This window comes from Marinobacterium marisflavi, assembly GCF_982447095.1.
In genome coordinates this window covers 321586-335920 of sequence record NZ_OZ457898.1, presented here as the reverse complement: position 1 = coordinate 335920, position 14335 = coordinate 321586, and the positions used below count along the sequence as shown (strand labels likewise).

Here is a 14335-nt window from a genome sequence, read left to right as displayed (position 1 = left end):
TTACCTCTTAGCGAACCGCTTGTCCCTGCGCATCAAAACAGTGAATTTGAACTGGATCGAACTTGACGCCCACAGTTGCCTCTGGACGCAGTGTCGTCTGCTCGTACTGACGCACGATAATCATTTCGCCATCTTCAAGTTCGACATGAATTAGGGTCTCGTTACCGAGGGCTTCAACCATTTCAACCTTGCCCTGCAGATCGCCACTACCGGCGTCGACCAGCGAAAAGTGTTCAGGTCGCACCCCCACCTCAGCTACGTTTGGAGCGACGCTCGGGAAGTGTTTGGCCGGCATCATGTTCATCTTCGGCATGCCGATAAACTGCGCCACAAACTTGTTGGCTGGGCGATCGTACAACTCCATCGGCGTACCACACTGCTCGATCACACCAGCCTGCATAACCACCACGCGGTCTGCCAGCGTCATCGCCTCAACCTGGTCATGCGTTACATAGATGGACGTTGCGTTCAGCTCGCGGTGCAGATGTGCAATCTCAACACGCGTCTGGCCACGCAGCGCCGCATCCAAGTTAGAGAGTGGCTCGTCAAACAGGAACACCTTAGGCGAGCGAACGATCGCACGACCAATCGCCACACGCTGACGCTGACCACCGGAGAGCTCCTTCGGTGTGCGCTTGAGGTAGTCGGTCAGGTTCAGCTTCTCAGCCGCCTTCGCCACCTTCTCTTGGATCACTGCCGGATCCTCTTTCTGGATACGCAGTGCGAAGGACATGTTCTCCTCCACTGTCATGTGCGGGTAGAGCGCGTATGACTGGAACACCATCGCCAGGTCACGCTTGGAGGGCAGCATGTCTGTGATGTTCTTACCGTCCAGCACCAGATCACCGCCATTGATATCTTCAAGGCCCGCGATCATGCGCAGCAGCGTTGATTTACCACAGCCGGAAGGGCCAACGAATACAATGAACTCGCCCTTCTGGATGTTTAGGTTAATTCCTTTGATTGCGTGAAAGTCGCCGTAGTACTTCTCAACGCCCTTAAGCTCTAAATATGACATTTCTAATTACTCCAACAACTTATTTCACTGCACCGAAGGTGAGACCCTGAACCAACTGCTTCTGCGAGAACCAACCGATCACAACGATTGGAGCGATCGCCATCAGCGACGCGGCAGAGAGTTTCGCCCAGAACAGACCTTCAGGACTTGAGTAGCTCACCATCATGGTTGCCAGGGTGCCGGCCTCAGCCGCACCGAGGTTTAGCGCCCAGAAGGCTTCATTCCACGCCAATACCAGACAGAGCAGACCGGTTGAGGCCAGACCACCAATACCCAGTGGCAGTAGTACATGCTTAAACTCATCCCAAACGCTTGCGCCATCCATACGCGCCGCCTCAAGGATCTCCTGCGGGATATCTTTGAAGTAGGTGTAGAGCATCCACACCATGATCGGCAGGTTCATCATGGTAAAGATGATGACCAGCGCCGCTTTGGTATCCAGCATATTGAGCTGCTGGAAAATGACGTAGATCGGCAGCAGTGCACCGACTGCTGGCATAAACTTGGTCGAGAGCATCCATAGCAGCAGGCCGTTAGTACCCTTAGTCGGTGCAAACGCCATGCTGTAAGCCGCCGGTGCGGCGATCAGCAGACCCAGTACAGTCGACAACACGCTGGTTACTACCGAGTTCCACGCAAACTGAACGTAGTCCGAGCGCTCGTTGACCACTTCGAAGTTCTCAAAGGTCGGTTCAAATGCCCAGAGGCTCGGTACAGCGATCGCTTGCAACTCAGTTTTGAATGCTGTGAAGCCCATGAAAATCAGCGGGAAGAACAGCAGCAGTGCGATACCCCAAGCCGCCGCGGTGCGGATAATCAGGCTTGGAGTCCATCTCTTTTTCGTATTCATCGTCTTACTTCTCCAGGTTCTTACCGATGATGCGAATCAGGAAGATCGCTACGATGTTGGCCAGAATGATCGCAAATACAGCACCTGCAGACGCGACACCGATATCGAAGGCCTGCAGCGCTTCGTTAAAGATCAGGTAGGCCAAGTTAGTACTCTGCGTACCTGGGCCACCGTTGGTGGTCGCAAAGATCTCTGCGAAGACCGACAGCAGGAAGATCACCTCAATCATGATCACAACCGAGATCGGACGTGCCAGGTGTGGCAGGTACATGTAGCGGAACTTCTGCCAGTAGTTGGCACCGTCCATATCAGCCGCTTCCAGCTGTTCACGGTCCATAGACTGTAGTGAGGTCATCAGAATCAGACAGGCAAAGGGGAGCCACTGCCAGCTGATCATTAGAATGATCGAGAAGAGCGGCAGGTCCTGCAGCCAGTTAATCGGTGTCAGGCCAAAGAAGGTCCAAACCTGGGCCAGCACACCATAAATTGGGTTCATCATCATGTGTTTCCACAACAGCGCGTTCACTGTAGGCATGACGAAGAAGGGGGAGATCAACAGCAGACGCACAATACCGCGTCCGGGGAAGGCTTCGTTGATCAACAATGCGATAGCCAATCCACCAATCAGTGTAATCGCAACAGTTGATGCCAACAGTACTAGCGTGTTCCAGATGGCGTCGGTAAACGCTGGGTTGGTAATCATGAACTCATAGTTCATCCAACCAGCAAAACCGGTCACATCGGGCTGCATCAGGTTATAGAAAATAGACGAGAAGTAGATCGTCAAAGCCAGTGGCACGATCATCCAGATCAACAGCGTAATTACAGCCGGACTCAGCAGAAGCCGTGGCATAAATCGGCTCTGTGTGCGCTCAGTAGACATGGGAAGATACCCGTTCAAATAGACCAAACAAAGAGCCCGGCGCCGGATACCCAGCGCCGGGCTCTGATTTTACCGGGAGGCTGGAAGCCCCACCGTTAGCACCGCTTAGTAGTAACGCGCCTTACGCATTTCGCGATCAGCTGCAGCCTGCGCCGCTTCTAGTGCCTCATCAACAGACTTCTCACCTGCCAGTGCAGCAGCCATCTGCTGACCTACAGCTGTACCGATTGCCTGCCACTCTGGGATCGCAGCGAACTGTACGCCAGTGTATGGAGACTTGTTGAAGGTAGAGTCGTATGGGTTAGCGCTGTAGATCGCTGTCAGCTCGGCATCTGCAAAGTTAGCAGCAGCCTGGAACTTCTCGTTAGCGTAGGTAGATGCGCGTGTACCTGTAGGTACTCGGCCCCAACCGTTAGTTTCGCCAACCAGGTTGATGTAGTCCTTAGACGTTGACCACTCGAGGAACTTCATCGCAGCATCTTTCTTCTCAGAAGAAGCTGGGATACCCAGTGCCCAAGCCCACAGCCAGTTTGCACCGCGCTTAGTCTTCTGTGTAGGCGCCTGAGCGTAAGCGATTACGTCAGCAACTTTAGACTGTGATGGGTCAGATACGAATGATGCAGCGATGGTCGCATCAATCCATGCTCCACACTTGCCTTCGTTGATCAGTGCAAGGATTTCGTTGAAGCTGTTGGCAGTAGAACCTGGAGGTCCGTACTTGTTCATCAGGTCAACATAGTAGTTGATCGCCTGCTTCCACTCAGGTGAATCGAACTGTGGTTTCCAATCCATGCCGAATAGCTGAGCGCCGAAGGTGTTTGCCAACGTGGTGATGAAGCCCATGTTATCGCCCCAGCCTGGCTTACCGCGTAGACACACGCCGTAGACGCCGTTAGCTGGATCATGCATGGCTTCGATAGCCTGTTCCATATCAGCCCAAGTTGGGTTTTCAGGCAGAGTAATACCAGCCTTGTCAGTCAGGTCTTTGCGGTACATGACCATCGAAGACTCGCCGTAGAACGGTGCAGCGTAGAGGTTGCCTTCATGAGACAGACCGCCGCGCATTGCTGGCAGGATGTCATCTACGTCGTAGCTGGCGCTGAAGTTAAGTGGCGCAAGCCAGCCCTTCGCGCCCCAGATGGGTGCTTCGTACATACCGATAGTCATGATATCGAACTGACCGCCTTTCGTTGCGATGTCAGTTGTTACACGCTGACGCAGCACACCCTCTTCTAGGGTTACCCATTTAACTTTGATGCCAGTCTCTTCTTCGAACTTTGGCGTCAGCTTCTGCATTTCGATCATGTGACCGTTATTTACAGTCGCGATAACCAGCTCAGTACCGGCGTGAGAACCTGCCATAGCGGCTGTTGATGCGAGGATACTACCGGCAACGGCAGCAGAGAGCATTTTCAGTTTCATTGTGTTACTCCTGATGGATTATTCTTCTTAGAGCCCGTTCTAGTACGTTAAAGCAAGTTTTAACGTCTTCTAGCCAGAGTCTGCGCATCAGAGTAGCACCGGAAGCTGTGTGATTTTTAAACAATCCGCCCAGATATTTAAACTTTGATGCAGATTTATTTCGCACCTGCGGAATAAAGTGCGTCAGAGTTTAATCGGATTAATTAAAACTTTTAGGGTAGATAGATTCTGTTGATGGCATGCGCTCAACGAGTCTAAGCAATGGCTGACTTGGCCAGATATCGCGCTAGTAATAGCCCCAGTGCCTGATCCGGATCTACGTAAGTGCTCCGTCACAGAGCTGCTTGAGTTTGAGAGTATCATCTGAGCCTGTAACCCAATCGTTAACCCCATGCTGTCTTAGTGCCGTTTCCAGCTCAGGATGTGACTGCGCCAACACATAAACCGGCGGCAGACCTGCCCACGCAACATATCGGCGCAAGCTCTCCATATGCGGGCGTACCTGCTCATCAGGCATATCGATGTGGTAGATCAGCCCAAAAATCTGCGTATCCTGACGCAGGATACGGGCCGCTTCTGGCCCGCTACCGGCAATCGTAATCGGATAATCGATCACTTCAGACCACTGGTCAGCCAAGGTTTGATCCCCGCCGAGCAGCAAGAAACCGGGCTTGCGCTGATCGTTAAGCTCCAGCCCAGCCATCGACATCGCCACATTGATATGTTCCGGATCGATACTGCCCCAGAAGTCAGCACCAAGGACACGAGTAACCTCGTCGATCGTTGTAATTCCACCCACAATCGCCTGCACGGCAACCTTGGCAAGGCTGCGATTCAACTCAAGATCCGGCTCTTCCAGGTACTGACTCTTGCGCATTCGAGCACGCGCATCCGCATCAGGCTGATAAATCTCGATTAACGGGAAGCGCCCCAGGTAACCCGTAAAGTGACAGCTCTCACAACCGATAGCTCGTAACGGCGGTGTTTCACTGAAATTATCAAAAAACAGCTGTTCTAGCGGTGTACGCTGCTTAACCTCTTCGGCACAGTGCGAGCAGACCCTACGTGCCATACGTTGCGCCACAGCCGCTTTAAGGCCATCGGCCAACTGCCCCTGCGTCACTCCCAGGTCAACGAGGCGCTGAATGGTTCCCAGGGCATCCTGCGTATGCAGAGTCGAAAATACTAGGTGACCGGTCATCACGGCCCGCATCGCCATCTGAGCCGTTTCAGCATCACGGATCTCACCCACCAGGATGATATCAGGATCCTGACGCAGCATCGATTTAAGGACCGTATCAAAACGGCGACCCCGCCCCTCGTCTACCTCTATCTGGCTGATACCCTGCAACTGATACTCCACCGGGTCCTCCGCTGTCATGATATTGATTTCGGGTTTATTCAGACCGGCTAGCAGAGAATAGAGGCTGGTCGTTTTACCCGAGCCTGTCGGGCCGGTGAACAAGATCAGGCCTTTCGACTGGCGACAAACCTGCTTTAGCGTCTGCTGGTCTCGCATCGGGAAACCCAGCGCTTCTAACGAAAAATTACGGCTCTGGTTGAGCAGGCGGATAACCAACCGACTGTCGTCATGGCTTGGTAGATAGGAGATACGCAGATCATAGGTGCCATCGTTGATCTGCACGCGTAAGCGGCCGTCTTGTGGAGTCGTGTGATTAGAGATGTCTAAATCGGCTTGGGTCAGACTAAAACGCAGCACCGAATCACGCACCGTCACTGGCAAACTGGTACCGCGCATCAGCATGCCATCTACGCGGTAGCGCACCAAGCCGCCACCCAAGAATGGCTGAATATGTATGTCGCTGGCGCCCAGCTTCACCGCATCGTTAAGAATGTGCTGTGTAATGCGGGCGATCGCCTCTTCCGGATTGACCTTGGCTTTCTCAAGCTCTTTCTCATCGACCCAAAGCGTACGCCCCGCCTCACCAACATTGGCGGAGTAGAAGCGGTTGAGTGAATTAGCGATCTGGTCGGGCGGAGAGAAGAGCAGCTCGACTGGATGCTTGAGGGCAAACCCAAGCTCCTTAGCCAAGTCATCTCTGAGCGGTGTCGCACAGCCTAGCTGCAGGTGGCTTCTGGTGCGGGCCGCAGCAACGACCTGATACTTACGCGCAATCGCTTCAGGGATCCGAGTAATCTCACTGGCACCGATGCGATCCAAATCCGCTACGGGTATACCGCTCTTACTGATTATTTTCAGCAGTTGATCAGTACCTATACTTAGCTTTCGACCAATAACGGACCAAGCATGGCCGGGATCCTCTGGAAGCTTAAGACTAGCGAGTGTCTCGGCATATTCGGGTTTACTGCGCGAAAGCAGATCAACAAGCCACTGCATCTGTTACTCCCAGCTGAACTGTAAGTTGCGCCCGGCTATTTCATGATCGCGCGCACCCATGTAATAAAGTGTGTAGCTTCCTCTACCCTCATAGATGATGGCAATCCACCGGTCGAGCACCGGATCCTCGAAGGGTTGATCAAGAAGCTGCCCATTTTGGAAACGAGTCGTCAAAATCTGCTGAGCACGATCGTACATAGCCTCGACAGAAAGGGTCTCAACCGGCTTAGCGGCCTCTAAACCCATTCCAATGAGAATATGCTCAGCCTCATAAGCAATCAGTATCACCAAACAGAGCCAGAGCAACGACGTCATCTTAATTTTTGAACGACGTTTCACCCGTCGTACCTCGGGGGTATCCTCCACGTCGCTATCAACAGCCGCAGCGATTAACTCGTTTAACGTACTCACTCTGTTTACTCCTCAATCACTTAGCAGCTAAACCCGGACTTGGGGTCCCAACTGCTGTCTGAGTAGATCTTCTTAATTGGGCAAAAATGGTGCCACAAGCCGTTCTGTCGACAGTGTTTTTCATCGGTTGGAGCACGGGTAGTACACACACCTGCGGGCGCAGGAGACCTTGGCGGGTTCATATTGGACGTTTGTCCCTGGCTCACACTCGTCGCCTGAACGACTACGCCTCCCGTATTTGAACTGGGCGGCTGAGACGTTTGCGGGGGCCTCGTGGCCGACGGATTAACAACAGCGGCCGTGGCAACGGGTCCTGTAATTTTTGGGCAAGGCTGAGCAGTGGTTGAAAAAACCAAGCCCGCAGCCGTCGAGTACAGCCGAGTTTGGGTCGAGGGGCAATCAGCCAGGCCATTGGATGATGCGCCCGACCCGCTGCAACTCTGAGGGACAGGGCAAATAAAGACTTGGGTCTGAGCCACCACAGGCGCAACCTGAGGGATCGATTGGGCAATTTTAGGTGGTGCTAACACTGCAATCTGTGATGGGGCTTGTCGCTGACAGGAATCAGCCGGATCAGGATTTGCCACATACACGATAAGCGCAGGCGCACAGTAATTAGCGGGGCGTTCAGTTATAGGTCGTGAGCATGGATCATTTGGATTAGGAACTGAGTGGTACACTCTCTGATCCATCGGGCAGGCCGGTATGCGTTGAACCTGCTTACTCGTCGTAACCACTTTGGGTTGTTTTTTATTCGCGACACTTGGAATTTGAGGGTTCGGTGAGGTCCCGCTTTGTGACGCCAAAGTTTTGGGCATCGAGAGACCGCAATCTAACTTCAAACTCAGCGTACCCCCTTGCAAAGATACCTTAGCTTGAAGAGTTTTAGCAGGTGCGAATGTTGACGTAGGTAAGATTGAAAGAGCAGCGTCAGCAATATGTCTACCTTCAGCATCATTCGGGTGAAAAGCGACAATCGGACCTGGCTTACTGCTGACCGTAACATCGAAATGTTCCACATGATTGCCAATCGCACCAAGAGATTTTGAGGAAGAGACATCCCCCGTTGCCAAAGCAGCACAATACTTCACTCTCAGTGCATCGTACTCGGTCACGAGGTCCGCAGCTTTAGCCCGATAGACATACTTCTGATAAGCAGGGAGCGCTATGGCCGCCAAAATGCCAATGATCGCCACAACCATCATCAGTTCAATTAAGGTAAAGCCTCTATTCTTCATTGTTCTGTCCGATACCTAAACCTTCATTGACTATAGACTATTGTGACTCCACTGACATGCGATAAAGCCAAAGTGATCGGGCGGGTGGATTCCAACCTAAATTCAACGTATAACCGAGCAAACTTATTTCAATTTAAGGGGTTAGCAATGCAGTACACCAAACTCGGCCGATCAGGACTTGAGGTTTCGCGGATCTGTTTAGGCACAATGACTTGGGGTCGACAGAATACTCAGGCTGAGGCTGACGAGCAGATCGAATATGCACTCTCTGTCGGCATCAATTTTTTCGATACTGCCGAGATGTACGCTGTCCCACCGACTGCTGAGACTTACGGCAAGACTGAAACCTGCATCGGTAACTGGCTGGCACGTAACCCCGAGCGCCGCTCCGAGATGATTATCGCAACCAAGATCGCGGGTCCGGGACTCTCCTGGGTACGTAATGGCGGCCCGATCACTGGAAAAGCGGTTATCGAGGCGGTCGATAACTCGCTCAAGCGCCTGCAGACGGACTACATAGACCTCTACCAGTTGCATTGGCCAAACCGCACCTCTCCACATTTCGGTAAACATGCGCCCAACTTCTTTAAGTTCAGCGATATTGATGCTGCAGATCACGAAGCGCAGATGTTGGATATATTGCAGGGCGTCGGCGAGTGCGTAAAAGCGGGTAAGATTCGCCATTTCGGCCTGTCAGATGACACTACTTGGGGCATCAACACCTATCTCAAGTTGAGCGAAAAGCATGACTTGCCACGCGTCGTATCGATCCAGAACGAGTTCAATCTGCTGCACACCAAAGACTGGCCGTTCCTAATTGAGAACTGCCTGCACGAGGACGTTGCTTACCTGCCTTGGTCGCCGCTCTCTTCCGGCATGCTCAGCGGCAAATACGCTAACGGAGCAATGCCTGAAGGGAGTCGTTGGAGTATCTCTAACCCCGCATCACTACACCGCAACACTCCAGAAGCACATGAAGCGATCGCGGCCTATGCCGAGGTTGCTAAGCGCCATGGCTACACACCCTGCCAATTAGCTCTGGCTTGGTGTGATCAGGTCGATGGGGTGACCTCGACAATTATCGGTGCCACGACCATGGAGCAGTTGAAAGAGGATATCGCAGCCTTTGATATGCCGTTGAGCGAAGAGGTTCAGGCTGAGGTTGCGGCTGTGTTACGCAGGTACCCACAGCCGTTTTAAGTGTCTTGTCGGGTCGCGACCTGCCTTTGGCAGATCCCTCCAACAAGAGAGCTCTGTAAGAGGGATATTCGCGCAGCGAATGTCGCGAAAAAATCAGTAGTTTTGAATCGTTACATCGGCTGGTTGTGAATGCTCAACCACCAGTTGAGCATTCACCAGATCGTTACCGCGAGCACGCGCAGCGGCCGCCTCTGGATCCAGCCCATGATCCAACCAGCGCTGAATCAAACGACGCTCCAGCTCGTCTAACGGCACGTCCAGATAGATACTGAGATCCCAGTATTGTTTTAGCTCTCTCCAGATAGGCTGATCAAGCAGCAGATAGTTCCCTTCTAAAACTAGCAACTCCACATCAGCTGGAACCTGAACGGCACCAGCGATCGACAGATCATGCATGCGATCAAAGGTCGGTGCTATTACCTCTTCGCCTTTGACCAAACGCTGTACCAGGCTCAGGAAACCGGCAGCGTCGAACGTCTGTGGCGCACCCTTGCGAGCGAAGAGTCCACGAGCATTGAGAATGCCGTTATCCAGGTGAAATCCATCCATCGGTACCAATTGAACCCTGCGACCTGACTGGCGCAGATGCTCCACCACGGCTTCAGAAAGGGTAGATTTACCCGCGCCCGGGGCACCGACTACAGCGACGAGTTGGCGCCCCTGTTTAGGCAGGGCATCTAAATGTTGGATTAGCTGATCGATTTGGAGATTCATATTCGGCTGTCGATTAAATTTGTACGAGGGATGTGAGCAGAGCGAACGTCGCGACACTTCCATATTGGTCGCGACCTCGCTGCGCGAGATCCCTACTACGTTGTTTTTCTCTGCTGGGCGATCTTCTTCGCCGTGCCGCGCATACTTATGCGGTAGAGCAGCGGAATGACGAAGAGTGTCAGTACAGACGAGAAGCCCAGACCCCATACAATCGACGTCGCTACAGGCCCCCAAATCAGAGAGTCACCACCCAAGCCGGCCGCTAGCGAGAAGAGGCCCGCGATGGTTGTCAGAGTAGTTATCATGATTGGGATTACCCGTCGACGCGCGGCGTAGAGTGTTGCGTGCATCAGGCTCATGCCCGCTTCTAGTCGACTGTTGGCCGCGGAGATTAAAACAATCGCCGCGTTCACGGCAATACCTGCAAGGGCCACAACCCCGTACAAAGTAAATAGACTCAGAGGATTTTGCGTCAGAATCAGACCCAGCACTACGCCAGTGAATGCCATGGGCACAGTCGCAAGAATCATCAACGGCTGCCAGTAGCTGCGGAATTGGGTGCCAAGGATCATATACATGAGCCCAACCCCAAAGAGGAAGAGCACCGCGATAGAGTCCAAGCTCTCCTGGATGTCATCAAGCTCCCCGGAGAAGTCGAGTGCGATATTCGGGTAGTTCGCCTCTATAGCCTTCCAGCGTTCAAGCACATACGCGTTTGCCGCTACAGTATCCAAGCCACCTTCTACCAGATCGGCTTCGAGCGTGATCGCGCGGCGGAAATTGTAGTGACGAATATTACCCAGTGATTGACGCCGCTCCTGCTCGACCAGTTCAGAGAGTGGGATAGAGCCACCGTCGGCCAACGGCATACGGTAGCTCAGCAGGCGCTCCAGAGATGGGCGCGATTCGGGCAGAGCGCGTACACGCACATCGAGCTTTTCGCCCTGATCTCGCATACTGGCGACAATCTCACCGTCCACCAACAGGCGCAGCGTGCGGCGCACATCGATCGGATTCAATCCAGCACGGTTAATGGCATCAGTATCAAGTTCTAGCTCAAGCTCGTAGCGGCCGCGAGCAGCATCATCTTCAACATCAATAAAGTCAGAGTTGGTCGCCATAATGGCGATCAGCTCATCGGTAGCCTGACGCAACTCCTGATAATCATCGCCTCGCACCTTGATAGAGATAGGTTTAGCCACAGGCGGGCCACCAGCCATGCGCAGGAAGGAGATCCGCACCGGACCGACCACAGAGGTGACATCAGCACGCATCGCTTCGATCATCTCATCGACGTCACGCAAACCCTCTGCTTTAGGATTAAGGCCGACCAGAATCTGCCCGTAGTGTTCACCAATGCGCGGTTCAGTTTGGGTAAACATCTGACCGGCGTAAGCGGCCATTTCACGAACCTCGCCCTCGTTCACATGCTTGCGCACCTGATCTTCCACGCGCGCCACCAGCTCCATAGTTCGGGATACAGGCGTCGCTGGAGGCATCTCTACATTGACGTAGAAGAGTCGCATCGGATCGGATGCGAAGAAATCCATCTTAATATAGCCCTGCCCCAGCGCACCTACTGCGGCAACGAACGGCAGAATGGCAAGCGGCAGCGCCAAGAAGGGACGGCGCAACGCTTTGATCAGCATCCGCACATAGAAGAGCTGAATACGGTGGGTGAACCACTCACGTGCGCGCTGTATTCGCGACTTCTTAGCAAAGCCCACCTTTGCGGCAAGCACGTGTGAAGGTAGCATCCAGAACGCCTCGATCAAGCTGATCGCCAGCGCAATCGACACCACCATCGGGATCACTTTCATAAACTTCCCGAGGATACCGGGCAGCAGCATCAGCGGCATGAAAGCGGCGATCGTTGTTAACACCGCAGCTGTGACTGGGGCTGCTACCTCATGCAAAGCACCTTTAACCGCCGAGAGCCCATCAAATCCCCGCTGCAGTCGGTAATAGATCGATTCCACCACCACTACAGCATCATCAACCAACATACCAAGAACGATAACGACGCCCAGAAGCACCGTTACATTGAGTGTCTCGCCAGTACCCGCGAGTACCCAGAAGGTAGCCGCAAGTACAAATGGAATACCGATTGCTGTGAGCAGAGCAATCCGCGTACCGAGAAAGAGCCATGCAACCACCAAGACCAGGATAAGACCGATCAGCGCGTTGTTCTCCATAATCGCAATCGAATTACGTGTAGCGATAGTCTGGTCATCGATTAACACCAACTCAACGCCGGTATCGGCGGCGAAGCGATTACGATCATCCATGTAAGCTTGTACGCGCTCAACCAGCTCCAGAGTGTTCGCCGACTCCTTCTTCATTACCGCCAACAGCACCGCAGGTTTCTGATCGACACGCACCAGATAGCTCGCCTTCTCCCGTGCGCGCTCTACCTGAGCCACTCGCCCTAAGTTAAGCTCACCGGCGGCACCCAACACAGGCCGCTGTGCGAGGTAACTCGGATCAGATGCGGTGCCAACAACTCGCACCAACCAGTTACGATCACCCTGGCGCAAAGATCCTGCGGCTTCGTCTTGGAAGAATGCAGTAACGGTATTGGCGACCTGTTGTGGCGAGATACCGAGATTCTCAATCTCAGCCAGATCGAAATTCACCTGTAGTTCGGGATCGGGTAACGCAACTGGGTCTATACGCGATACACCTTTGAGGCGTTCGAGATCCTTTTTGATGCGCGTGGCTTGAGCACGCAGGTTTTCGTCATCGGCCAGGCTGGTTACGGCCAGCGTTGCCGATGGAAAGGCGTTAGAGCTGGTAATCTCTAAGATAAGGGGATCGAGAGCCTCGTCCGGCAGCTCCGCTTCGGCATTCTGAATCTCCCGGCGCAGATCCGAGAGTCGCTTATCAAAGGTGCGTTGATCGATATCGACAAAACGCACCAGCATGCTGGAGATACCCTCACGCGAATTACTGGAGACGAACTTCACATCCGCCAAAGAGCGAATCGCATCCTCTAGCGGCCCCGTCACTTTAGACTCAACATCACTGGCGGAGGCGCCCGGTAGAACCGTCGTTACAATGATCCAGTTAAAGTTTATTGTTGGATCTTGCTGGCGCGGCAGTGACTGGTAGGAGGTCAAACCGATAAATAGCACCAGAACAAACGCGAGGTTTGCCAACACGTGGTTGGTTATGAAGCGCTGGAACATTAGAGGTCGTCCCCGCGTAGACTCACCGCCTGACCCTCACGCACCAAAAGGCGTCCATCAGTAATAATCATCGAGTCTTGTGGCAAGTCAGTGGCGAAGGGTTGCCCCTCTATCGCGTTATCAGTCGGATAGAACACCGCTGTTCCATCCACCGCAACCATCACACCCAATTTCCAGGCTTCACCTTGCTGACGACGTACTAGCAACTCCGCGGGGAGGTGCGGCTGACTCGCCTGCCACAGCAGCCGTCCAGCGGCACCCGGTGGAGGCATGTGTTCTGGGAAGGTGAGGCGCAACTCTTGGGTACGCTGCCGGCTGTCCACCACTGGCAGTACCACACGCAACTGCGCTGGATAGTCGCGGTTAAGATAGTCGAAGATCAACAGCTGATTCTCTGCAAAGCTCTGCGTTGGCGGTACTCGAGCATTCAACTCAGCATCAGCCAACTGCACCAGACGTATCAACGGTGAGCCCGGAGCTGCTAGAGCGCCAAGTTGCGCTGCACGCTCCGTCACCACACCCGCAAAAGGTGCGATGACCACACAGCGATCGACGGAGATTTGCGCAACCTTAACCTGTTGTTCCTGTACCACACGCCGTGCCTGTAGCGCTTCCAATTCGGTCGCGCGCTGCTGCAGACCCTCTTCACCCAGATTGCCCGCTTCGTTGAGCCGTTTAGCGCGGTTGTATTGATCTGATGCGAGGCTCAATTGGACATCAATCTCACCCAAGGCCGCGCTCTGGGTATTGAGTTGCGCCTGATAGATTGCACAGTCGAGCTCAACCAGAGTATCGCCGGCAGCCACCTGATCACCCACCTGGGCATGTATTTTCTCGATCTGGGCACTTATCTGCGCACTGAGGAAAGCATCCTGCTTGCTGATTACCTCTGCGGGTGCACTAAATTCAGGATAAAACACCAGTGCAGATACGGGCTCGGCTGAGACAGGCGTTTCTGCTTGAGCATTGAGTGTCAGAAGTAGTGCCGCGAGGACGACAGTGAGGCGGCTAGTTGCCATGTGGAGCTCCAACAGGGGGGTTTAAAGCAGTTT

10 protein-coding genes and 1 pseudogene are annotated in these 14335 nt (G+C 53.6%); 1 reads left to right on the top strand and 10 read right to left on the bottom strand.

Annotated features, from left to right (window positions below; genetic code table 11):
- Window positions 1–7: 7 nt before the first annotated feature.
- The 7 genes and pseudogenes from AC1WNR_RS01605 to AC1WNR_RS01575 form a co-directional block, all read right to left on the bottom strand.
- Window positions 8–1018, bottom strand: a complete 1011-nt coding sequence (locus AC1WNR_RS01605) for an ABC transporter ATP-binding protein (protein ID WP_481642794.1) — start codon at window positions 1016–1018, stop codon at window positions 8–10.
- Window positions 1019–1037: 19 nt separating this feature from the next.
- Window positions 1038–1868 carry a carbohydrate ABC transporter permease gene (locus tag AC1WNR_RS01600; RefSeq protein ID WP_481642793.1) on the bottom strand — a complete coding sequence of 277 codons (831 nt, stop codon included), beginning with the start codon at window positions 1866–1868 and terminating at the stop codon, window positions 1038–1040.
- Window positions 1869–1872: 4 nt separating this feature from the next.
- Entirely contained in the window at window positions 1873–2751 is an 879-nt protein-coding gene (locus AC1WNR_RS01595) for a carbohydrate ABC transporter permease (RefSeq protein ID WP_481642792.1), read from the bottom strand.
- Window positions 2752–2856: 105 nt separating this feature from the next.
- Entirely contained in the window at window positions 2857–4173 is a 1317-nt protein-coding gene (locus tag AC1WNR_RS01590; protein ID WP_481642791.1) for an ABC transporter substrate-binding protein, read from the bottom strand.
- A gap of 316 nt (window positions 4174–4489) precedes the next feature.
- Complete coding sequence (locus AC1WNR_RS01585; protein ID WP_481642790.1) at window positions 4490–6532, bottom strand: GspE/PulE family protein; 2043 nt, start codon at window positions 6530–6532, stop codon at window positions 4490–4492.
- A gap of 3 nt (window positions 6533–6535) precedes the next feature.
- Entirely contained in the window at window positions 6536–6943 is a 408-nt protein-coding gene (locus AC1WNR_RS01580; RefSeq protein ID WP_481642789.1) for a hypothetical protein, read from the bottom strand.
- Window positions 6944–8063: 1120 nt separating this feature from the next.
- Window positions 8064–8181, bottom strand: a pseudogene (locus AC1WNR_RS01575) (prepilin-type N-terminal cleavage/methylation domain-containing protein); the annotation flags it as partial.
- A 147-nt stretch (window positions 8182–8328) separates the two neighbouring features.
- Between AC1WNR_RS01575 and AC1WNR_RS01570 the strand changes: the two are divergent.
- Window positions 8329–9381, top strand: a complete 1053-nt coding sequence (locus AC1WNR_RS01570; RefSeq protein ID WP_481642788.1) for an aldo/keto reductase — start codon at window positions 8329–8331, stop codon at window positions 9379–9381.
- A gap of 93 nt (window positions 9382–9474) precedes the next feature.
- Here AC1WNR_RS01570 and AC1WNR_RS01565 read toward each other — a convergent pair whose 3' ends face one another.
- The 3 genes from AC1WNR_RS01565 to AC1WNR_RS01555 are packed head-to-tail and all read right to left on the bottom strand — an operon-like array spanning window position 9475 to window position 14302.
- A complete protein-coding gene (locus AC1WNR_RS01565) occupies window positions 9475–10158 on the bottom strand; it encodes a nucleoside triphosphate hydrolase (protein WP_481642787.1) in 684 nt (227 codons plus the stop codon).
- A gap of 32 nt (window positions 10159–10190) precedes the next feature.
- The gene (locus AC1WNR_RS01560) at window positions 10191–13283 is read right to left on the bottom strand and encodes an efflux RND transporter permease subunit (RefSeq protein WP_481642786.1); all 3093 of its coding nucleotides are present in this window, start codon (window positions 13281–13283) and stop codon (window positions 10191–10193) included.
- Window positions 13283–14302, bottom strand: coding sequence for an efflux RND transporter periplasmic adaptor subunit (locus AC1WNR_RS01555; protein ID WP_481642785.1), 1020 nt, complete (start codon window positions 14300–14302; stop codon window positions 13283–13285). Before AC1WNR_RS01555 ends, AC1WNR_RS01560 begins: the two co-directional genes overlap by 1 nt.
- Window positions 14303–14335 lie beyond the last annotated feature (33 nt).